This is a genomic window from Couchioplanes azureus (assembly GCF_014648355.1).
GTDB classification, from domain to species: domain Bacteria; phylum Actinomycetota; class Actinomycetes; order Mycobacteriales; family Micromonosporaceae; genus Actinoplanes; species Actinoplanes azureus.
Window position 1 is genome coordinate 1 of record NZ_BMQY01000016.1, and the last position, 21,954, is coordinate 21,954.

The window sequence follows — 21,954 nt, forward strand, 5'->3', positions numbered from 1 at the left end:
GCGATCGGCTCCACCGGATCCCCGGTGCGCTGCCCAACCCGCACCGGCACCGGCACCGGCACCGGCACCGGCTCCACGACCGCCCCGCCCGCCAGCAACTCCCCCAGATGACCCGCCAACAACACCGGCGTCGGATGGTCGTAGAGAGACGTAGCCGGCACCGACAGCCCGATCCGCTCGCCGAGGCGCTCACACAGCTCCACGCCGGACAACGAGTCGACGCCCAGGTCCCGGAACGACGTCCGAGGCGGCACTGCGTCGAGCCCAGGATGACCCAGCACTGCCGCTGTCACGTCTCGTACCTTGATGAGCAGGTCCTCCACCGCCCCACCGGGCCGCACAGCCTCGGCCTCGGCCTCGTCGTCGTCCGCCGCGATGGCGGGCACCGACTCCACCGGCCCCTCGCTCACGGCACCCGCGGTGGGCTCGCCCTCCAGCCAGTAGCGCTGCCGTTGGAAGGCGTACGTCGGCAGGTCCACCCGGCGGCTCCGGTGATCGGACACGGCAGCGACATCGAGGTCCACTCCCTGGACGTACAGCCGGCCTACCGCCTGGGCGACGGTGCGCACCTCATCGCGGTCGCGACGCATCGCCGCCACGCACAGCCGGCCACCGAGCGCCCCCCGGGCCATCGTCGTCAGGGTGGCGTCCGGCCCGAGTTCCACAAACCCGGTCACCCCCTGTGCTACCAGCCACTGGATACCGTCGTGGAACCGCACGGTGCCGCGGACATGGTCGACCCAGTGCTCTGGCGATCCCAGCTCGGCCGCGGTGGCGAGACGACCCGACACGTTGCTCACTACGGGGATCCGCGGCTCTCGATAAGTCAGCCCCGTCGCGACCTCGCGGAACGCATCGAGCATCGGCTCCACCAGCGGCGAGTGGAAGGCGTGGCTCACCCGCAGCCGGCGTGACCGGCCGAGGCGTGCGGCGACCGCGAGGACCTCCTGTTCCGCACCGGAGATCACCAGGTTCCGGGGACCGTTGATCGCCGCCACACCGACGTGCTCGGTCAGCAGCGGGCGAACTTCCTCCTCGGTCCCCTGGACCGCCAGCATGGCGCCCCCGGTGGGAAGCGCCTGCATCAACCGGGCCCGGGCGGTCACCAGCGTGGCAGCGTCGGCCAGCGAGAGCACGCCGGACACGTGCGCCGCCGCCAGCTCGCCCACCGAGTGCCCGATGAGGTAGTCCGGGCGCATCCCCCAGGTCTCGAACATCCGGAACAGCGCCACCTCCACGGCGAACAGCGCCGGCTGTGTCCAGCGGGTCTGGTCGAGAAGGTCGGCGCTGTCCAGCTCCGGCAGGTCCAGGTGCGCGGCGACCTCGTCGTAGGGGCCGGCGAACGCCGGGCAGACCTCGCGTAACCGCTGGCCCATCCCCACTCGCTGAGCACCCTGGCCCGGGAACAGGAAGGCCACCGGTCCCGCGGCCACCTCACCGGTCACCACTGCGTCGTTGTCGGCGCCGGCAGCCAGGTCGTCCAGCCGTCCGGCCAGCTCGTCCAGGTCCGCGGCGACGATCGCGGCCCGGTGGGTGTGGGCCGTACGGGCGGTCGCCAGCGAGAAGGCGATGTCTGCCGGGGCATCGGCACGGTCCCGCACGTGCACGGCCATCCGGCGGGCCTGGTCACGCAGGGCCTGCGGGCTGCGGGCGGACAAGACGAACGGCGCCGGGCCGAGGGATGGACGCGGTTCGTCGCCGCCCGGTTCCGCCGGTCGCGGATCCTCGCCGAGCACGACGTGGCAGTTGGTTCCGCCCATCCCGAAGGCGCTGACTCCGGCCACCAGTGGACGGCCGGGATCCGGCCAGGCACTCAGGCGGGTGTGCACCTGCAGCCCGAGGTCGTCCAGGGGTATGCGGGCCGGCGGCGCGGTGAAGTTGCGGCTGGCCGGCAGCTCCCGGTGCCACACGCACAGCACGGCCTTGACCAGGCCGGCGATGCCCGCAGCGCCCTCGAGGTGCCCGATGTTCGTCTTCACCGAGCCCACCGCGAGCGGGCGCTCCCGGGTCGTCGCAGTTCCCAGAACGGCTCCCAGCGCGGCCGCCTCCACCGGGTCGCCGCGCCGGGTCCCGGTGCCGTGCAGTTCGACGTACTGCACCGCGCCAGGGTCGATCTTGGCGTTCCGGTAGGCCAGCGTCAGCACCTCGCGCTGGCCTTCCACGGCCGGTGCGGTGAGCGCGTCGGACGCGCCGTCGTTGTTGACCGCGCTGCCGCGGATGACGCAGTACACCCGGTCGCCGTCGACGGTGGCGCGGGCCAGCGTCTTCAGCACGACAACGGCGGCGCCCTCCCCCCGGACGTACCCGTTGGCCCGGGCGTCGAAGGTGTAGCACTCGCCGTCGGGCGACAGGGCACCGAAGCGAGCGGTCCCGACGGAGGTGCCGCCGGAGAGATTGAGGTTGACCCCACCGGCCAGGGCGACGGCCGTCTCCCCGCGCCGGAGGCTCTGGCACGCCAGGTGCACTGCGACGAGCGAGGACGACTGGGCCGAGTCCACGGTGAGACTCGGACCGCGCAGGTCGAGGTGGTACGAGAGCCGGTTGGCGATCAGGCCACGGCTGGTACCGGTCAGACTGTGGCGGGTCAGCGCGGCCCCGCCAGCTCCGTGGGTCAGCTTGGCGTAGTCGTCGTGGATCGCTCCCAGGAAGACCCCGACAGAGTCACGGCGCAACATGTCAAGGGTCCAGCCACTGTCCTCCACGGCCTCCCACGCCACCTCCAGGGCGAGCCGCTGCTGGGGGTCCATGGCGCGGGCTTCTCGCGGCGAGATACCGAAGAAATCGGCATCGAAGGCCTCCACGTCGGTCAGGAAACCGCCCCGCCGGATCGGCACGTCCACGTCGTCCCAGCGACCTGGCGGGGGCGATGTGACGGCACTCCCGCCGGCCCGCACCAGACTCCAGAACTCCCGCGCATCGGCTCCCCCGGGCAAGCGGCACGACATTCCCACGACGGCAATCAAGTCGCCCGTGTCGATGTCACCGGCCACCGTGTGCGGATTGTGGACCACTCGGACCTCCAGCTGAAGCAATTGTGGCGATGCCACTGGCTACGCAAAGCCACAAAGTGTTCGGGAACAGCGCTCCTGCCGTCCTGACGGCAGGCTGGAATGGCTTTCGCAGCGGAGTGTACGCCGCGCACACTAACCCGGGCAAAGATTTCCTAGAGCGCCTTTTCCAACCATTTTGCGACTCCGGTACGACCGATTGTCAAGCGCTTTCCTAGGCCTGTGCGCAAGCGTTGTGCAGCGCCCGCCAAGTGGTGGATATCAAAACTATACCGATGCTCTAGTGATCGATGAGAAATTGCACGTGACTATTCGTCACGGCCTGGAGGAAATGATGATCCTGGTTACGGGCGCCACCGGCAAGGTGGGCCGGGAAGTTGTCGACGGCCTGCTCATGCAGGGTTGGTACGTCCGCGCGGTCAGCCGTCGTCCTGAGTCGGCCGGTCTGCCGTCGTCCGTCGAAGTCAGGCCGGGTAGCCCTGAAGACGTGCCGGCGATGACCGCCGCCCTGGAGGGGGTCGAGAGCGCGTTCGTGGTGCTCGTCGGCGACGTGGAGGCTCAGGCCCGCGGCTTCGCCGAGGCCGCCGCAGCGGCCGGGCAGCTCAAGCGGCTGGTGCTGCTTTCCTCGTCCAGCGTGGTGCACCCGGTGAGCCACCGGATCGGAGACGAGCACCGAGCCGCCGAAGAGATCCTGTCACAGGCGGTGCCGAACGCGACCATGCTGCGGCCCGGCCCCTTCCACTCCAACTCGCTGTGGTGGGCGAAGAGCATCCGGGAGACCGGCCGCGCACGTTGCCTGGTCGGTAACCAGCCGGGCGCGCCGGTGGATCCGGCGGACGTGGCATCGGTCGGCGTGGCCGCGCTGACCGAGGACGGTCACGCCGGGCAGGCGTACGAGCTGACCGGCCCGGAACTTCTCACCTCGGGCGACCAGGTCCGCGTACTCGAGCAGGTGCTCGGCCGCACCATCGGCTTCGACGTGGCGAGCATCGAGGAAGCCATCGGCGTCTTCTCTGCCATCTCCGGCGACCCGGTGACAGCCGAACGCAACGTGCGGGCCCTGCACAGCCCTCAGGTGCCCTGGTCCCAGGTGTCGCCGGACGGAAGTCGCCTGCTCGGCCGCCCGCTGCGCACTTATCGCGAGTGGGCCGCGGCCCACCGGGGCCTCTTCGTCTGACCGGTTTGTGCAACCTTTACACCGATAGGAGCCGGCCATGAGCCGCACCCCTCGCTGGACCGCCCGCCTCACCGCTCTCATCGCGGTGATCACCGGCCTGACAGTCATCCTGCCGCCTGCCACAGCTGGCGCGGAACCGCCCGGAATTCCCTCCGACAGCACCGCCCTGGCCCAGCTCGACGCGCTGACCGTCGCCGAGGAGGGGCCGATGGACGGATACTCCCGCCAGTCCTTCCGGCACTGGATCACCATCAGCGGGAAGTGTGACACCCGCGAGACTGTCCTGAAGCGAGACGGCGATTCGGTCGTCACCGGCACCAACTGCGCGGCGACGGAGGGTTCGTGGTACTCGCCGTACGACGGCGAGACCTGGACAGACGCCTCGGATCTCGACATCGACCACGTCGTTCCGCTCGCCGAGGCGTGGCGCTCGGGCGCCGACTCCTGGACCGCCAGCCGCCGGCAAGCCTTTGCCAACGACCTGAGCCGGCCGCAACTGATCCCCGTCACCAACAACGTCAACCGGTCCAAGGGCGACGAGGACCCCTCGACCTGGCAGCCGTCCGTCAGCTCATATCGGTGCACGTACGCCAAGATGTGGATCGCGGTGAAGTACTACTGGTCTCTCACCCTGCAGTCCGAGGAGAAGGACGCGCTGGAAGACATGCTGAGCACCTGCGGGTCGTAGCGGCTCGCTACGGGCCACCCGACCGGCGCCGGTACGCCCGCATGACGTGAGCAGTGCCCGCCGCTGACCCTACGGGGATGCGTCGACGTCCATGAGCGCCGAGGATCGGCGAGGGTTGCCACCCCGGCCGATCCTCGGTTGCCATGGCGTGGTTGCTACCCCACGGCCGGCGATTTGCTACCCCTGGCCGGGCCAGGTTGCCACCCCTGATCCGGCGACTTGCTACCCCGGCACGGTGGGAGTTTCACCCCCGGCGCCCTGGCATGTGGCGGCCCGGTCGACGTACAGCTGCCGCCCGGGCCGCCGGCGATGTGCGTCCCTGGCAACCGGTGGCGTCGTACCCTCGGCCGGCAGGTGTTGCTAGGCCGTTGAACTGCTGTTTCTCGCCTTCGCGCTGCACGCTCAGAGGCCACTTGCCACCCTGTGGAGCGGCATCGTTGCTACCCCCCCGCGAGGCAAGGTTGCCACCCCTTGCGTGCGGCCAGTTGCACCTCGGCCGGACGCGGGTTGCTACCCCTTGCGATGACGGACTTGCCACCTGCCGAGGGACCGCGGTTGCTACCCCTTGCGATGACGGACTTGCCACCTGCCCCGGGACCGCGGTTGCTACCCGGCCGTCGCGACGCTTGCCATCCCGACGGTCTCCGGTTGCCACCCGGCGCTCGACGCCCGCTCCGGCCGAGCATGCACCGGCCGCAGCGCCGACATGGCGAAGGGGTCAGCGTGCCATCGCCGGCTCGCGGTCACCGGCGACCGCGACGACCGGCTCCGGTCCGCTATCCCTCGGCCGGGAGAACTGCGACGGCACCGCGGCCGGCACGGGTTCGTCGGAGCGGTCACGCACCGCTCGGGTGCCGGCGTCGGCCGGCGAGGCCGTCCCCTCCCGCGCCCGCAGCTCCTGCAGGCGCGTGGCGGTGAGCAACCCGGCTTTCCCGGCTGAGCGGATCTTGCTGAGCGTGCGCAGGGCGATGCCGGTGCGTTCGGCCAGGGCCGGGTTGGTGGCCTCTGGTTCCGCCGCCATCGTCAGCCAGACAGTGAGCCATTGCGCGTAGTACGTCGCCGTGCTCGGAACGGTCGGCTCCGCGGCACGCTTTCCGGAAGCGCTCGGCTTCTCCACGCGAGTGGCGTCACCCGCTGCTCGAGCTCGCCCACCGCGCGACACCGCCGGTTCCGGCTCCGGTGAGGGCCCCGGCTGCGCCGCAACCGTCGACGCCGCCACGGCGGCGCGGTCGGCCGCCCCGGTGGCCATCGCCGGTGCCGGCATCATCACTGCCAGGACGCCGGGCTGGGTGAGCTGCTCGGCCTGCCCGGCCCGGTTGACCCGGCGTTGTACCTCCGCGAGGTCGTCGTCGGTAGCGGTCAGACTGAGTCTGGCCAACTCGGTCTTCACCTTCGCCTTGCGCTTCTCGTCCAGCTCGCCGTTGTGCAACCGGTGTGCCAGCATCGCCATCTTCGTCAGCCGCCGGTCAGCGACCATCCTGGCCAGATCGGGATCCTCGTCCGGGATGAACCAGCCGCGCCGTTCCGCGATCCGCCGCGGGCTGTACGCGAAGCGGCTGCGGCGTGCGCGCTGGCCGGCGGCGGTCAGCGCCGCCCACCACATCAAAAAGATCATGACGGGGATGGCCAGCCGCAGAATCTTCTCGGTCGTGGTGGGCGCGCCGCTGGCCACGACCACACCCGACATCACGGCGATCAACGCCGCCACATAAAGCATCGAACCCGGATGGCCGGGGCTGACCACCTTGCCGTCGGGCCCGTACACGGTGGTGTTGCGGTACTGCTCGGCAGCGAGGCTCGTCGCGGTGAGGAAGCAGATCTCGAACACCGCGAAGACCAGCACCGCGAACAGCACCGGCAGTCGCAGGGTGTCGATGGCGATGTACCACATGCCCTCGGCGTTGAGCATCAATGCCAAGTTCATCGACGCGGACAGGGCGATCGGCCGCAGCGGGCGCCCACTCCCCTTGGCCCGTACGATCATGGCTACCAGCAGCACCAGGCCCAGCACGCCGGTCCCGGCGAGCAGCGGCACGGCGTGGTCGTACGCGAATGTCGTCAGATCCGCCCAGCTCACCGGGCATCCCCTTCCTCAACCGTGTCCGGTGCCGCCGCCTGTTGCGCCGCCTCGCGGCGTTCCTGGCGCAACTGCTCCAGGTACGCCGGCAGCTGCTCGCGGTTACTGACCGCCAGCAACAGCAGCGCGTCGATCAGCTCGTGCTTGTTGACCTGAGCACCGCGCAGCAGCCATTCCTCCTCGACGGCGGCGGCGAACCGCCGCACGAGGTCGACTCCGTGATACAGGGTGTCGCGCTTCATGGCGGGAAAGACCGACTGTGTGTGTGCTACCGGTGCGCTCATCGATCCCTCGGCCTTCGATGACTGTCATGATCGCGGCAGCGTACAACAAGTAGGACAAGTGCAACGTGTTGGACACGGCGTACCCGTACAACACGTTGGACAGGGGCGCCCTTGCACGTAGGGCCACGCCCGGTGAACCGCCCGCGTCGACGACATGCAGGGCAACAAGCTTCGACCTACCAGAGCAGGCGAAGGCCCTGGGCGAGTTGCTCGCGTACCACAGGATCTGAAACCGGCCGCGCAACCGCCGGGCGAAGCAGGTGCACCGCCAGGGCGACCGCCGTGCACAATTCTTGCGTCGGGCGCCGCGAGTTCAGGTGCACGCCGGCCGCATCGATGTTGCGGATGAGCTCCTCGCGAGCCGGTCCCTGGTCGACGAGCTCGAGCAGATCATCGCGGAAGTCCACAAGCAGGTCGGCCAGGGCGCGCAACTGCGACCCGTGCGCGTCCAGCCATTCTCGGGCCCGTCCTTCGTCACCGAGACTCCGCTCCCCCGCCGTGGCGCGCTTTCGCGTCAACCGCGTACGCCGGTCGTAGACGGCCTGACGACTTCGCAACCCCATCGGCTCGCCGTACGTCGCCGGATGCAGGCCGAGCTGGTAACCGGTCTGCAGCACCGAGAAGAGCCGCCGCTCGAACCGGGCAGTGTCCCGTTGGCGCTGATACTCCACCAGCACCGCCCTGTATTCCAGCTCGGCCGCTCGCACGGAGGGGCCCACCCGGCGATGCGATTCCGTGTAGTCCACCACCGCGTCGACATCAAGATCGTCGGCCACCACCACGGGGAAAGATGCGTCCAGATCCGGGTCCCCCGCCTCCTGGCGCAGCTGTCGGATGCAGGCCGCCGCCCGCGCGGCGTCCTGGATGCTGTAACGCCGGACCGGCACCTGAGGGGTACGACTCACATCCCCAGCATGCCAGACGTAAAGATAATCTTTACGCCAGTCCTGAGGCTCGTTCCGCGGTCTGCTCCACATAGCTCTGACCTGGTGAGATGCGGGGCGGCGTCGGCCCTGGGAGCCTGTCGCAGCGGCTCCCCTCCCCTGAGCGCTCCACCGTCTGGCTGGTGATTGTCGGGCCCGTACCCGAAGGATCTGCGCCGCCTGCTCGCCGGGTCCCGCTACCCGCTCAGCATCCGAGCTCCCCTGGCGTCCCTCCGGCGGGAGTCGGGGCGACGACCGGCGCCACCGCCGTCAACGTGGCCGGCTTCGGCCAGTTTTACGGCCGTAAAGGTGGCATGGCTGATCGCGCCAGTAAGCGTGGTCAGGTGCGTCGGCAACTAACGGTGTGGTAGGGAAGTGACGCAAGTTTCTCAATCCATGGAGCCTGGGCCGTGACCAATGATGAATACCTCGAGTCAGACCTGCCGGATGAGGTGCCAGGCGGCCGGCACAGTGTCGCGATGCCAGAACGCGGCAAAGGTGCGTGGTTGGCGCAGTATGGCTTGACCCCCGGCGACCTGACCGGCTTCACCGTGGTGGTGGCGGCGTACAAGGGCGGGGTCGGCAAGACCTTCCTCGCGTATGAGATGGCCTACCTCCTCGGGGCCGTCCTGCTGGACCTGGACTGGGACAAGGGCAACGCGACCGGGGCATGGGGCTACCGCGAGGAGCAGCGGGTCAACCGGCCGCTCCTTGACGCTCTCGAAACTGGGCGTGTGCCACGGCCACTGGCCGGCGGACCGTGGCGGCCGGACCTTGTCCCCTGCGCCAAGGAGTTCGGTCACAACCAGCCCGCGGCGGAGCATATGACGAAGACCATCGAGCGGTGGGCCGCCCAGTGGAGCCAGGACCTGAATTGCCCTGTGGTGATCGATACCCACCCCGGCGGCACGCCCTCCACGTTCGCGGCAGTCGCTGCGGCGAATCTCGTGCTGACCCCAGCCGTGCTGCGCGAGCGAGACATGGCCGCGACGGAGGACATGCTCGAGGAACTGAAGTCCTATCCCTTGCTGATCGTGCCGAACATGGTGCCCCTGAGCCCGCCGGAGCGATACGTCACGCGGCTCGAGAAGGCCGCTGGACTCGCGCAGGCCCCCATCGGTCCCGAGATCAGTGAATACAAGTGGCTGGGGGGCAGAACGCGGCGTATGGCGGTGACCGCCAGCGACCCGGTCCCCAAGCGGGCCAGCCCTCTCGTAAGCGAGCTGCACAAGTTGGGAGAGACGGTGGTGGGCTATGCCCGAGCAGCATGACGAGGAAACCCGGCCCGTTCCGGTCGCCACGGGTCTGCGTGCCCGCAGGGAGGCTGCTCGCCGGCAACAGCGAAGCGTGCCTCCCCCGGTGCACACGCGTCCCGATCCCGTGAAGGTCACTCCCCTTGCTGCTTCCGCCAAGTCCAGCGTGCGCCCGATCGTTCCGGCTCAGACGGCAGCGACCGAGCCGGCGTCGCCCCTGCAAACAACCAGTTCGTTCTCCGCACTGATCGAGAAGGTCGCCCCCAACCCTCGCAACACCCGCGACATCGCCTCACGCCCAGAGAGGCTGGCGAGCCTGAGGGCTTCACTCCGCGAGCTTGGTCAGATGCAACCATCCGCGTGCGTGACCCGGTCCGCGTACCTCGCCATCTTTCCGGAAGACGAGGAGGCGGTCTCCCCCACGTTCGACTGGGTCCAGGTCGGTGGCGGCCGGCGCCGGGCGGCACTGCTCCTGGAAGGCAAGGAGACGATCGAAGTCCGGGTGAGGGACAGCCTGGCGGCGTCCCGCGTTTCCTTCATCCGCGCGATGGCCGACGAGAACCTCGAGGACGAGACCCTCGACCCCGTCGAGGAAGCCTTGGTCGTGAAGCAGCTCCTCACCGAACTCAAGACCGGCAACGCTGTCGCCGAGCTGATGGACCGCACTCCCGGCTGGGTCTCGCAAAGAAAGAACGTTCTCTTGCTGCAGCCTGAGGTGCAGGCGCAGATGCGGGAGTCCGGCGAGGCCCGCCTGTCCCTGGACGAGGTCAGGAAGGGCAAGTGGCACGAGCTCAGCAGGGACCAGCAGCTCGCCAACCTGCAGGTCTGGCGGCGGCGCCGCGGCCTGACGAACGAGGAAGGTGAGTCGACTCCCCCGCCTGCGCCGCGGCCGCGCATGTCGCGGGTTCGGGCGGCGATCCAGCGGCTGGGGGAGACTCCGGCAGCGATTGCCGAGACCCTGCGGTCTGAGCTGTCCGCGGAACAGCGACGTGAACTGGCGGAGGCGCTCCTCCGCGACTGACCAGCATCCCTGTTTACGGCCGTAAAAGCTCAGCCCGTCGCTGGCGTTTTACGGCCGTAAACCTTCGTCCTCCCCGGAGCGCCTCTCGGGTGATGCCGTCGAGGAGGCGGCCACGCGGCGCAGGGCGCGGTTGGCACCGAGGACGAGGGATGGGTCACGGTCGAGGTTGTGGCGGTCGCGGTCGTACCGGCGGGTGGTGCGCGGGTCGGCGTGGCCCATGGCGTCCTGTACGTCTTCAAGCGGGACGCCGGCCTCGCGGGCGGCGGTGGCAAAGGCATGCCGCAGCGAGTGTGGTGACAGCCGGGCGGCGGACGCGATCCCCGCGGCCGCGGCGAGGCGTCGGAGCCGGATGAAGACGTTGGGTTCGGCGAGCCGGCCGGCGGTACCCGCGATGCCGGTGGTGGCGAACAGTGGCCCGGTGAGGTCGGCGACCGCGACGCCGATGTTGGCGGCGCGGATGGCGAGGTACTCGTCGATCGCTTCCAGCGTGTGCGGGGGGAGTGGTCGCTCCCGCTCTTCCTTGCCCTTGGCGAGGAAGCGCAGCGTGCGCTTCTCGGCGTTGTGGCTCAACTCGTGGACGTCGCGGTCCAGGGCCTCGCTGATCCGGAGCCCGAGGTCGGCGAGCAGCCGCAGCAGGGCCCGGTCACGCAGGGCGGCGAGGTGTCGCGCGTGTCGAGCCGGGGTTGGCTGCGCTTCGGCGCTTGCGGCCCGGCTCGCCGTTTCGCGATCGGCCTGGTCGAGCAGCGCATCAACCTCGTCGGAGGTGAGCCCGGCGGTGGGGGAGTGGTGCGCGACCTTAGGCCGTTTCACGCCGGCGGCCGGATTGCGGGCGACCCGGCCGCCGGTGTTGACGACCAGGTGGGTGTACCAGCTGGACACCGAGGCGAGGGCCCGGGCCACGGTGGCCGCCTTGGCGGTACGCCCACCGGCGCCCTCCAGTTCGCGCCAGACCCGGTACTGACCTAGATCAGTGGGTCGGGCGGCCAGCGGATCGAGGCGTTCTTGGGCGCACCAGCGCAGGAAGGTGTCGAGGTCGCGGTCGTGGGCCTTCTCGGTGTGCACCGACTCGGCTTCGAGGAGCCAGGCGGCAGTGAGCCGACGCACGCTGTACCGGGAGCCGTCGTCGACGGGTAGACCGGGGTAGTCGGCGACGCGGGCGGCGACACGCGCCATCCGGGCGTCCAAGGTGGCGCCGGTTCGGCGGGCTATTACCTGCGGGGTAGGCGTGGTCATGACAGATCCTCGGTGGTGTGGTCTCGCTGACCGTGCGCGTCGGTCGTCTTCGCCTTTCAGGTGGCTGGCGTTGACCTCAGGCGCTCGGGCCGAGCAACACCACCAGCCCGCCAGCGCGTGCCCACAAAAGGCGTCAGAGGCCTGGCGCCGCACAGCGCCTCCCAGTCGGCGGCCGTCGGGGGAGGGGTTATCCCGTTCATCAGCATAGGATAACAGTCATTATCCTATGTGATTGTGCCGCGCAGGTTAGTAGTTAGATTTCTGATAACACCGCTTGTCTTACTTTCTTACCTAACTGCTAGGGTCGCGGTATGAGTCCGCTACCCAGGGACAGCAGCTCTGAGCGCACATGTGAGCGCTGCGGGCGGGCCCTGCCGACCAAGCCCCAGGGCGGCCGGCCCTACCGGTTCTGCCCGGAGTCGCCGGACGAGCCCGGCGCCAGCTGCCTGGAGCTGGACAAGCGCGAACGCGCCGCCCTGGAACGTGCCGGCCTGGGGGAGCTGGTCACCGCCCTCCGCGCCGATCGCGACGCGCTGCTCGCAGCGTTGCAGCCCACGCTGGGTCCACTCCAGACGCTCACCGCCCGGCTGGAGGCCATCGAGGATGCGGCGATCGCCCGGGCGCAGCAATCCGACGAGGCCCGGCTGCGCGCCGAGGCCGCCCAGCGCGCCGCCGAACGCGCGGCCCGCGAGGCCGAGCAGCGCACCACCCGCGCCTACGAGCTACGCGACGAGGCCCTGGCCGAGCGGGACCACGCCGTCGAGGACGCCCAGCGGTATCAGCGCGAGACCGACGCCGCGCTCGCCCGCGCCACCGGGGCGGAGCACCGCCGCGGGCAGGCCGAAGGCGCCGCCGCCGAGCAGCGCCGCGCCCTCGACGCCGAAATCGAGCGCCGCACCACCGCCGAGGCCGAGACCGACCGGCTGCGCGCCCAGCTGGACGCCCAGCAGCGGGAGCTCGCCCAGCTACGTGACGCGCTCGTCGACGCCGAGCGCCGGGTAGGCGAGGCCGGCACCCGGTCCCTAGCCGCCGAAGCCGCGATCCGCGCTCACGAAACCGAGAAGGCAGTACTGCAGGCCCAGGCCGCCCGCGATGCTGCCGCCCTCACCGAGCTGCGCCGGGACGCCGCGCAGGCCCGCACCGCCCTGGCCGAGGCGCAGGAACAGGTCGCCGCCGCCGAGCAGCGGGCCACGGCCGCCCGCCAGGACGCCGAGGCCCTGCGCGGCGAGCTCGACGTCGCCCGCCGTGAGGCGGAGGAGCTGACGCGGCAGACCGCAGCCGCCGACGCACGCGCGCAGGACGCCGAACGCCGCTACGACGGCCTGGTCGCCGCGCTCGCCGGTGGCGGCTTCACCGCCGGCGTCGGCCGCGGACCCGGCGGCCGATGATGCCCGGCCATCGCCCGGTCGACGGACCTGACTAGATCGCCTCCGGCTCGAAGCCCGTGAGTGCCGACCCTGCTGGACCTTGGCAGAGAGGGCGAGCTTCGACTCGAGGACGATCGGGCTATGGGAGCACGGCGCCCGTGACCGGTGGTCGGTCCTAAGCCGAGCATGCCGCGTCGGCCGCCGCGGCAGCGGTCCGGCGTGCGGGCAGGCTGGCGGCTGCCTGAGCACGCCGCAGCCCGTGCATCCCGCGCTGGGGCACATGCGGCGGGCTCGGCCGCAGCTCCAGACCGAATCTCGTCTCCTCGACCTTCGCCTGGTGATAGACGGCCAGTACGGTCGGAAGCTGGGCCAAGATGTTCCGTTTGTTCTCCGCCACGGCCCGGCTGCGGGCGCGGTTCGGGGCACCGACATCGGGCAGCCCGTTCTTGCCGAACTGTGCGGTGAGCTGCTCCCAGGTGACCGTGACCGGCTTGGTGAGCTGACGCAGTCGGTAGGTGAGCCAGGCGTACAGGTCCATGGCCAGCGCGCTGTCACCGAAGATCCGCAGCGCATCGAGATTCAGCGGGAACGAGTAGGCGATGATCTCGTCGTAGAAGTCCTTGGACAGCTCGATGTACGAGCCCTCGACCGGGTGGGTCGGGTTGTCCCCGCTGCGGTCCCACCACACCTTCCACGAGCGGGCGATGCGCATGCCGCCGCCCTCGTCGGTGAGATACCGCGGGTCGTCTTCGAAGTCGCGCTCGACGACGAGCTGGGCGCGCACCAGGCGCCGAACCTGCTCACCGACGAGAGTCTTGGAGCCGGTGCGGCCGCCGGAGGCGGCCAAGCCGAGCTCCTTCATGAACCCGCTCTGACTCGGGCCGAGCTCGATCATCGGGGTCTTGTGCCGGACCGCGTAGCCGCCGAGGAACGCCAGCAACAGCCGGCCTTTCGGTCCGTACGGTAGGCCGACGTTGCTGCCGTCCTTCGGATTGATGCCGGCGGTCCAGGTGGCGGTCCACCCGTTGTGAGTGCGGCTGAGCACTCGGTGCTCTTCGACGGGCTGGGACTTGGGGATGGTCGGCTTGACGCCGGGCAGCAGGCACATGGCGGTCACCAGCGGCGGAAAGCCGATCGGCGGATCCGTCCGAGCATCCATCTCGGCGATCTGCTCGAGCAGCTCCATCTGCGTGAAGGTCGGCCGGGCCATGACGCACAGGCTGCCGTAGCGGCGACGGTCGATCAAATTTGCTCGGGATGCGCGTGTCGCGCCGATCAGGGACGGCAGTGGCATGCGCGGCGCCCGCGCGCGGGCGAAGAACTACAAGCAAGACTATGAGAAACAACTACAAGGGCCTCCGGAAACAGGGCCCTGAGCTGGCTAAACGTGGCAGCCTGACGGGCCATAATGCCAGGCGGTACGGGCGTTAATGCCAGCCAAGCCCCGTTTTTGACGGGCCATAATGCCAGCCGGAGCGGCGTTATCCACAGGGGTGAGAGGCGGGGGAGCGGGCTCGCGGACGGGCGGTGCCGGGCTTGACGGGCCACAATGCCAGCACAACCGGGCGATCCTGTGGACAGGGACGGGCCACAATGCCAGCACAGCCGACCAGCACCCGTATACGGCGCGTAGATTCTGCCGACTTGTCCGGTTCGGCGTACGGGCCATAATGCCAGCCGACGCGAGTTTCGCTCACGTGACGGGCCACAATGCCAGCACAACCGCTCCGTCATCCACAGGTCTGTCGTTGTCGCACGGCAGCCGGCGGCGAAAAGTGGACGGGCCATAATGCCAGCCGCCTCGGGGGCCTCTCGCATCTTCCTACGGGCGGGGCCTGTACCTCCTCCAGCGGGACAAGTACGGCGAATCCGGCAGAGTTCCCACCCTTGCAGCGGACCACTTGACGGGCAACTATGCCAGCAGTGAGCTGCGCAAACGATGCTGCGGAGGCCGGCCGCTCCAGTCCCGCGCGGCGCCCGTGGCCGAGTACGGAGCTTGCGAGGGGCGTGGTGCTCGGCCGCGCGAGGCTTGCGAGCGGCGCACCCACAGGCGGACGTGAGCTGCGGAAACGGCAGAGATCTGTGTCTGCTGGCTGCGAGTCCTGTCCCGGTCATGGGTGGCAGTAGGTGGATCAGAACGGCCACGACCGGTCGGCGCTGTGGAGGTGGCACCGGCGGAGGGCAGCGTGGCATAGGGGACAGAGGGTCGACCTGAAGCACACTCCCTAAGCCATCCTAGGACGCATAGACCCTGTACGCCTGGCCACCTAAGAGCTTTCACAACCCATCCGGACGGACCACTGGGGTCTGTAGTGCGAGCGCACTACACTGGCAGTGTGGCGTTTCAGTGGGCCAGTGGGGTCCTGGACTGGCTGGCCCAGCGGGGGATCGAGGCGTACGAGGTGCAGCAGGTGCTCCAGTACGGCAAGCGGTGGCCCCGGCAGGGGCGCACTCCGGCTGGCGCGGTGCTCACCATCTGGGGCCGGACCCGCACGGGCCGGGCACTGCTGGTGGTCCTGTGGCCCGGGCAGGGGTCGCTGGACGCCTACATCACCGGCGGGCGGGAACTGACCGCCGACGAAGAGACCGAGCTACGGCGATGGGAGGCGACACGGTGAGCGAACACGACGACGAGGCTGCGCAGGCGCTGCGCGAAGCGCAGGCCACGGTGGCCGCCGCGCAGGTCCGCGATGCGCTGGACACGGGGACGCTGACCTTCGGCGAGGACTTCACGCCGCAGGAGGCCGAGGGAGTCCTGGCATCGCTGCCGGCGGATGCGGACTTGGACGCCACCACCGTGCCTACCTCGGTACGGCTGCCGTACCCGGTGCATCAGCGGCTGCGTGCCTACGCCGAGGAACACGGCACCACGGCCAGCACCCTGATCCGGCAGTGGGTGGAACAGATGCTCGCCGTGCCGGACCGGCCGATCTCCCTGGCCGACGCGGTCCGGGCGCTGTCGACCCTGCCGCCTCAGGGGCAGCACCGCGCCGCCTGATCGGCGACACCGAAGAACTTCATCGTCCGGCGACGGTCCGGGCTCGCCGCGCGCGCGTCAGCGAGTTCGGCAGCGCCCGTCGGCCGGGCCCGAAGGCGCGCGCGCCGTGACGCGAAGCCGATCTACCATCCCCGTGAGCCCGTTCGCAGGTCGTCCAAGGCCCCGATGGTGCGAGCCAGCCGGGTGGGGACGGACGTGGGACTCGGACGCAACACGACACCGGCGGGTGTCAGGGTCACGTCGGCGTCCGGATAGACCAGCAAGACGCGCGCGAGGTGCTTCTCGAAGTCCTTCTTGAACTTCGACCTGCCCTGCGGCGAAGACGCGTACCCGCTGCCGAACTGGCCTTGAATGCTCTCCCACGGAATGGTCGTCGGGCGACCGAGGCCGAACATGCGGTAGGTGAGCCAGGCGTACATGTCGAGTCGCAGAGGTGAGCCGCGCAGCTCCTTCAGCGCGTGCACATCGAGGGGCACGGCGTGGTCGGCGATCTCCTGGAAGAACGTGTCCGACAAGATGACCTTCGACGGGAACACCGACTCCCGCCGCGACGCGCCTTCGTCGGTCCAGAACAACTGGTACTGCGACGACACAGGCACACGCACTGCCCCGCTGACGCCCGTACCGTTCCAGTTCACGACGAAGGTGGCGTTGAAGAGCCGTTCCATCTGATCGCGCAGCCGGGCGATGGTCCCGGTCTTGCCACCCGTGGGCCGCAGACCCAGATTCCGCATGAACGCGCTGAGCGAGTCACCGAGAATCAGCTCAGGCCCTCTCGTCCGGACCACCTCGGTCGACATCCAGGCCAGCAGAAGCCGGGGCGTGCTGCCGAACGGGAACCCTCGCGAGACGCTGACCCCGGAGGGGTCGATGTAGACGCCCGGCTGGATGAGCAACGTGAGGTTGCCGTTGCTTCGGCCCCATCCTTTGAGCGGCTCGCGAGGGTTCTCGCCGGCGACGTTGGATGGCTTGTCGGGATCCTTGTACGGCAGGCCGATCTGTGCGAAGACCCTGGCGAGGTAGTGGACGTCCCGCTCCGATCTCTCCGCGCTCAGCAGATCGATGGCGGACCTGCGAAGGTCCGCCTCTGTACGCCTCGGTCGTGACATGCGTCGCAGCGTGCCACACAAGATCGGCACTGGAAACGGGGTTCGCCGGGCGCCGAGCCGGGCACGCATTTTTGGTCTATCCGGGCTCGAATGCGCTGCTGAGAGCGCGGTGGCTCAGGGCGAGTCCCGGCCCGACCCGGCGCCGGCCATGAGTCGGGACCCACCGCAGTGGACGGTCGTCCACAGGCTTCGCGGCGTGGGGGCGGCGTACGCATTTTTGGTATACCGGCCACCGAGGCGCGCGCAGCAAGGACGTTGCCTCAGGTGAGAGTGCCCACAGGCAGGCGATGTCCATTGATATCTATCGATCGAATCGCCCCACGGCCGCCGTCTTGAAGGTCTTCGTCCACAGCTGCCGACCGTTCGGGACGACCGCCGCGCAGTACGCATTAATGGTTTACCCCTCCCGAGCGCCTGAGACCGCTCGCGCCACCCGGCAAGATCACAGTCCGCGATCGCACCATGGCTCACTGTGGAAGTCACTCGCCGCGTCCGCCGGGCGACAGCGCGCATAGGGGGTGGACTTTTAGGGGGTCGGGCGTCGTCCGGGGTCGACTGTCCACACATTTTTGGTCTACCGGGAAGGCCTACCCACAGGAGCGGGGCTCTCCGGGACGCTGTCCACACATTTTTGGTCTACCGCCGACCGCAACTTGCCCCTGGTGGGCACGCATTAATGGTCTACGGGTACGCATTAATGGTCTACGGGAGTCCCGCATAATCGCAGGTCAACAGCGGTTTTTGGGCGGTGCATGTAGTTCTTCCTTGTTAGAAAATCCTGTAGTCGTCCGACCGCCCTGTGGACAGCGCGCCGGTAGAGCGGCACGCGGCACCGGGCGTGGTCCTCGGGCGCCCGGCCGGAAAGGCGCCGCCGGGCGACGCGTCATCCCGGCGGGAGCCTGGTCCTCGAGGGGTTGTCAGCCGCAGCACCCCGGCCGCCGGCCCGGCATGCCGACGCCGGCACAAGATAGGGGTGTTCAAGGGTTGGAGCGACATCACGTAGTAACTACAGTCGGCACATCGACGTGCCAGCCAGGCCGGCGCCGCCCCTGGTTCTCGTTCCTGCGCCGTGCAGACCGCGGCCTGCGCGCGGGCGAGGCAGACGCGGAAGGCTGACGACATGGTGAAGCACACGGACACCAGTGACGCAGCGCTGCACGTCCGCTCTGGTGTGGACTTCCGGAGCATTGCCGCCGACGTCAGTGGGCGCATCGACGCGATTCTGGTCGGCGGCCCGGCGGGCCTGGCAACGTCGCTGCGGTCGTGTCCGGTCGCGGCGGACGACAGAATCAGGGCCTGGCCGGGGCGATGCTGTGACCACGCAGGGGGATCCTCCTCCGGTGCCGAGCCGACCCCCTCTCCGCCTTCCCGAAAAAAAATCCCCGCTACGGGAATAAGCCTGCCGCGAGCGCCGTTCAACCTTGCGACGCGGCCAGCGTACGGTGTACGGTACACCGCACGGTAGGCAGGCCTTGCGTGGCACTGTTCGGTCCGACGGCGGAGGGAAGGTCGCACGGTGGTCCACGAGTCCGGCCGCGACGGCCGGTCCGACCAGGCACACAGCGGACGGCACCCTCGAGGCAGAAGGAGCACGACCATTCACGGGAACATCGAAATCCGCGGCGCACGGCAGAACAACCTCAAGGACGTCTCCCTCGACATTCCGAAGAAGAAGATCACTGTCTTCACCGGCGTCTCCGGATCCGGTAAGTCGTCCCTGGTGTTCGGGACGATCGCAGCGGAGTCGCAGCGGCTGGTCAACGAGACCTACACCGCGTTCCTGCAGGGCTTGATGCCGCACTACGGCCAGCCGGACGCCGACTCACTGCGCAACCTGTCGGCGGCGATCATCGTGGATCAGAAGCGACTCGGGGGCAACTCGCGCTCCACGGTGGGCACCGTCACCGACACGTACGCGATGCTTCGTCTGCTCTTCGCGCGGGTGGGTCAGCCCCACATCGGCCCTGCACACCTGTTCTCCTTCAACGATCCGGAGGGCATGTGCAGCGAGTGCGAGGGGCTTGGCCGGCGGTCCGCGATCGACATGGACGAGCTGGTGGATCGCGACAAGTCGCTGAACGAAGGCGCCATCAAGTTCCCCACGTTCGCCGTCGACTCGTGGTTCTGGAACCTGTTCGCCCAGTCCGGCTTCTTCGACAACGACAAGAAGCTGCGCGACTATGACGAGACCGAGTGGGACCGGCTGATCAACGGCACGGACGCCAAGATCAAGCTCAAGGCGGCCGGCGGCACGCTCAACTCGAAGTACGAAGGCCTGATCCCCAAGTTCAAGCGCCTGTACCTGGCCAAGGACGCCGAACAGATGGCCCCGCACCTGCGTGCTGCCGTCCAGCGCGTGGTGACGACCGAGGACTGCCCGCTGTGCGGCGGTACCCGGCTGAGCCAGGCGTCGCTGAGCTGCAAGATCGACGGGCGGTCGATCGCCGACTGCGCCGCGATGGAGGTCAGCGAGCTGGCCGCCTTCGTCCGCTCCATCTCCGAACCCACGGTGGCCCCGATGGTGGCCTCCCTGGCATCGCGGCTGGAGAGCCTCGCGCACATCGGGCTCGGCTACCTGAGCCTCAACCGGGAGAGCTCCACCCTGTCCGGAGGCGAGTCCCAACGGGTCAAGATGGTCCGTCACCTGGGCAGCAGCCTCACCGACATCACCTATGTCTTCGACGAACCGAGCGTCGGCCTGCACCCACACGACGTACACCGGCTCAACGACCTGCTCCTGCAGCTGCGCGACAAGGGCAACACCGTGCTCGTCGTCGAGCACAAGCCCAAGGTCATCGAGATCGCGGACCACGTGGTCGACATGGGCCCCGGCGCCGGCCGGCACGGCGGCGAGGTGGTGTACCAGGGCGACCTCGAGGGACTGCTGTCCTCGGACACGCTGACCGGCAGGCACATGTACCGGCACCAGGAACTGAAGCGCGACGTGCGGCAGCCGACCGGCACCCTGAAGATCTCTCACGCCAAGCTGCACAACCTCAAGGACGTCAGCGTCCGGATCCCGACCGGGGTCATGACGGTGGTCACCGGTGTGGCCGGCTCCGGCAAGAGCGCTCTTATCCAGGGATGCCTGCCCAAGCACCACCCGGAAGCGATCTTCATCGACCAGAACCTGCCGCGCGGGTCGAAGCGGTCGAATCCGGCGACCTACACCGGCATGCTGGACCTCATCCGCAAGGTCTTCGCGACCGGCAACAAGGTCAGCGCGGCCCTGTTCAGCGCGAACTCACAGGGCGCCTGCCCCAAGTGCCAGGGCCTCGGCGTCATCTACACCGACCTGGCCTTCATGGACAGCATGGTCAGCGTCTGTGAGGCCTGCGACGGCAAAAGGTTCAAGGAGGAGGTGCTCCGGTACACCGTCGACGGGCGCAACATCAGCGAGGTTCTCGCCATGCCGGTCGTCGAGGCGAAGGACTTCTTCCGCGAGCGGGCGCTGGTCGAGCGGCTCACCGCGATGGACGAGGTCGGCCTCGGGTACATCACCCTGGGGCAGCCACTCGACACCCTGTCCGGTGGCGAGCGTCAGCGACTGAAGCTGGCCACCGAGCTCGGCAAGACGTCGCAGATCTACGTCCTGGACGAGCCGACCACAGGCCTGCACATGAATGACGTGGACAACCTCATCCGGCTGCTGGACCGGCTGGTCGACGGCGGCAGCACGGTGATCACCATCGAGCACAACCTGGATGTGATCAGCCGGGCAGACTGGATCATCGACATGGGCCCCGGTGCCGGCCACGACGGCGGAACGGTCGTGTTCGAGGGAACACCGGCGGAGCTGCTGAGCCACGAAAGCTCCGTCACGAGCCGCTACCTGGCCGAGCACGAGCACTCCCGGCGCGAGCTGGCCGCCGCCCGGTAGGGCCGCTGCGGCACCACGACGGTGGGCGGACGCGCGACGCGTCCGCCCACCGTCGCTTTATGGCCCTCGGATGAGCGAGGCAGTGCTGCTGGCTGCGCACAACCGATGATTGAGCGGGCGGCCCTACCGTCACCCCATGCAGACTGTGAACCGCAACAGCACGCCGCGGGGCGTGATCGTCACCGGCGGCGGCACCGGCATAGGCCGAGCAACCGCCCGGGAATTCGCCGCCCGAGGAGACCGGGTGCTCGTCGTGGGCCGTTCGGAGTCGTCGCTGGCGGAGACCGCAGCGGCGCACGACGACATCCACGTGATGGCGGTCGACCTCACCGACGCCGGAGCCGCCGACCTCGTGGTCCAGACCGCCGTCGACGTGCTCGGGCGCCTGGACGTGGTGGTCAACAACGCCGCACTGGCCGGTTTCGACACCCTGGAAGACCTCACCGCGCAGGACGCACGTCAGCAGGTCGAGGTCAACCTCCTGGCGCCCGTCTTCCTCACCCAGCGGGCGCTGCCGGCGCTCGAGAAGAACGCGGGCACCGTGGTGAACGTCAGCTCGGCCGGCTGCCTCGGACTGCGGGCCATGCCGGGCAGCTCGATCTACGCCGCCACGAAGGTCGGCCTCGACGCGCTCACCCGGAGCTGGGCGGTGGAGCTCGGCGGCCGCGGCATCCGGGTGGTCGGCATCTCGCCCGGGCTGGTCAACACCGGCGTCGCAGTACGGGCCGGCATGCCGCAGGAGCACTACGACGCGTTCCTGGAATCGATGCAGCCCCGGATCCCGAGCGGCCGCATCGGCACCCCGGAAGACGTCGCCTGGTGGATCGTGCAGGCCACCGCGGCGCCGGGCGGGTACCTGAACGGGGCGGTGCTCGCCGTCGACGGCGGACTCTCCGTCACCTGAGAACCGGTACGGGTAAGAACGCCGCCGGTCAC

General features: G+C 69.2%; 16 protein-coding genes. 9 read left to right on the forward strand and 7 right to left on the reverse strand.

The features are described from left to right. A partial coding sequence (locus IEY99_RS32240) for a type I polyketide synthase (RefSeq protein WP_189207901.1) occupies positions 1–2,945 on the reverse strand: 2,945 nt, incomplete at its 3' end. A gap of 367 nt (positions 2,946–3,312) precedes the next feature. On the opposite strand from IEY99_RS32240, the gene IEY99_RS32245 reads away from it, so the two are divergent. Then, the gene (locus tag IEY99_RS32245; protein ID WP_229799461.1) at positions 3,313–4,185 is read left to right on the forward strand and encodes an NAD(P)H-binding protein; all 873 of its coding nucleotides are present in this window, start codon (positions 3,313–3,315) and stop codon (positions 4,183–4,185) included. A 37-nt stretch (positions 4,186–4,222) separates the two neighbouring features. Continuing rightward, the gene (locus IEY99_RS32250; protein ID WP_189207902.1) at positions 4,223–4,873 is read left to right on the forward strand and encodes an HNH endonuclease family protein; all 651 of its coding nucleotides are present in this window, start codon (positions 4,223–4,225) and stop codon (positions 4,871–4,873) included. 718 nt (positions 4,874–5,591) lie between these two features. On the opposite strand, the gene IEY99_RS32255 is transcribed toward IEY99_RS32250, so the two are convergent. From IEY99_RS32255 to IEY99_RS32265, 3 genes are all read right to left on the reverse strand, one after another. After that, positions 5,592–6,950, reverse strand: a complete 1,359-nt coding sequence (locus tag IEY99_RS32255) for a hypothetical protein (RefSeq protein ID WP_189207903.1) — start codon at positions 6,948–6,950, stop codon at positions 5,592–5,594. Beyond that, on the reverse strand, positions 6,947–7,192 hold the full coding sequence (locus IEY99_RS32260) for a hypothetical protein (RefSeq protein WP_189207904.1): 246 nt from the start codon (positions 7,190–7,192) through the stop codon (positions 6,947–6,949). The genes IEY99_RS32255 and IEY99_RS32260 overlap by 4 nt, the downstream gene beginning before the upstream one ends. Positions 7,193–7,410: 218 nt before the next feature. Then, positions 7,411–8,121 (reverse strand): hypothetical protein, encoded by a 711-nt coding sequence (locus IEY99_RS32265; protein WP_189207905.1) that lies wholly within the window; start codon positions 8,119–8,121, stop codon positions 7,411–7,413. A gap of 446 nt (positions 8,122–8,567) precedes the next feature. On the opposite strand from IEY99_RS32265, the gene IEY99_RS32270 reads away from it, so the two are divergent. Beyond that, positions 8,568–9,428 (forward strand): ParA family protein, encoded by an 861-nt coding sequence (locus IEY99_RS32270; RefSeq protein ID WP_189207906.1) that lies wholly within the window; start codon positions 8,568–8,570, stop codon positions 9,426–9,428. Further along, on the forward strand, positions 9,412–10,431 hold the full coding sequence (locus IEY99_RS32275; protein ID WP_189207907.1) for a ParB/RepB/Spo0J family partition protein: 1,020 nt from the start codon (positions 9,412–9,414) through the stop codon (positions 10,429–10,431). Before IEY99_RS32270 ends, IEY99_RS32275 begins: the two co-directional genes overlap by 17 nt. Positions 10,432–10,479: 48 nt before the next feature. On the opposite strand, the gene IEY99_RS32280 is transcribed toward IEY99_RS32275, so the two are convergent. Further along, on the reverse strand, positions 10,480–11,664 hold the full coding sequence (locus IEY99_RS32280) for a tyrosine-type recombinase/integrase (protein ID WP_229799462.1): 1,185 nt from the start codon (positions 11,662–11,664) through the stop codon (positions 10,480–10,482). A 311-nt stretch (positions 11,665–11,975) separates the two neighbouring features. On the opposite strand from IEY99_RS32280, the gene IEY99_RS32285 reads away from it, so the two are divergent. Continuing rightward, on the forward strand, positions 11,976–13,052 hold the full coding sequence (locus IEY99_RS32285; RefSeq protein ID WP_189207908.1) for a coiled-coil domain-containing protein: 1,077 nt from the start codon (positions 11,976–11,978) through the stop codon (positions 13,050–13,052). Positions 13,053–13,206: 154 nt separating this feature from the next. Here IEY99_RS32285 and IEY99_RS32290 read toward each other — a convergent pair whose 3' ends face one another. Continuing rightward, positions 13,207–14,241, reverse strand: a complete 1,035-nt coding sequence (locus IEY99_RS32290) for a replication protein RepA (RefSeq protein WP_189207909.1) — start codon at positions 14,239–14,241, stop codon at positions 13,207–13,209. A 1,126-nt stretch (positions 14,242–15,367) separates the two neighbouring features. On the opposite strand from IEY99_RS32290, the gene IEY99_RS32295 reads away from it, so the two are divergent. Continuing rightward, positions 15,368–15,649 (forward strand): hypothetical protein, encoded by a 282-nt coding sequence (locus IEY99_RS32295; protein ID WP_189207910.1) that lies wholly within the window; start codon positions 15,368–15,370, stop codon positions 15,647–15,649. After that, positions 15,646–16,029: a hypothetical protein gene (locus IEY99_RS32300; protein ID WP_189207911.1), complete on the forward strand. Its 384-nt coding sequence runs from the start codon at positions 15,646–15,648 to the stop codon at positions 16,027–16,029. The genes IEY99_RS32295 and IEY99_RS32300 overlap by 4 nt, the downstream gene beginning before the upstream one ends. 122 nt (positions 16,030–16,151) lie before the next feature. Here the strand turns inward: IEY99_RS32300 and IEY99_RS32305 are convergent, their stop codons facing one another. Further along, positions 16,152–17,207, reverse strand: coding sequence for a replication protein RepA (locus IEY99_RS32305; protein ID WP_189207912.1), 1,056 nt, complete (start codon positions 17,205–17,207; stop codon positions 16,152–16,154). A gap of 1,447 nt (positions 17,208–18,654) precedes the next feature. Here IEY99_RS32305 and IEY99_RS32310 point away from each other — a divergent pair. Both IEY99_RS32310 and IEY99_RS32315 read left to right on the forward strand, forming a co-directional pair. Beyond that, positions 18,655–21,018, forward strand: a complete 2,364-nt coding sequence (locus tag IEY99_RS32310) for an ATP-binding cassette domain-containing protein (RefSeq protein WP_373293477.1) — start codon at positions 18,655–18,657, stop codon at positions 21,016–21,018. Between the two features lie 136 nt (positions 21,019–21,154). Beyond that, complete coding sequence (locus tag IEY99_RS32315) at positions 21,155–21,922, forward strand: SDR family NAD(P)-dependent oxidoreductase (protein ID WP_229799463.1); 768 nt, start codon at positions 21,155–21,157, stop codon at positions 21,920–21,922. The last annotated feature ends 32 nt before the right edge of the window (positions 21,923–21,954 follow it).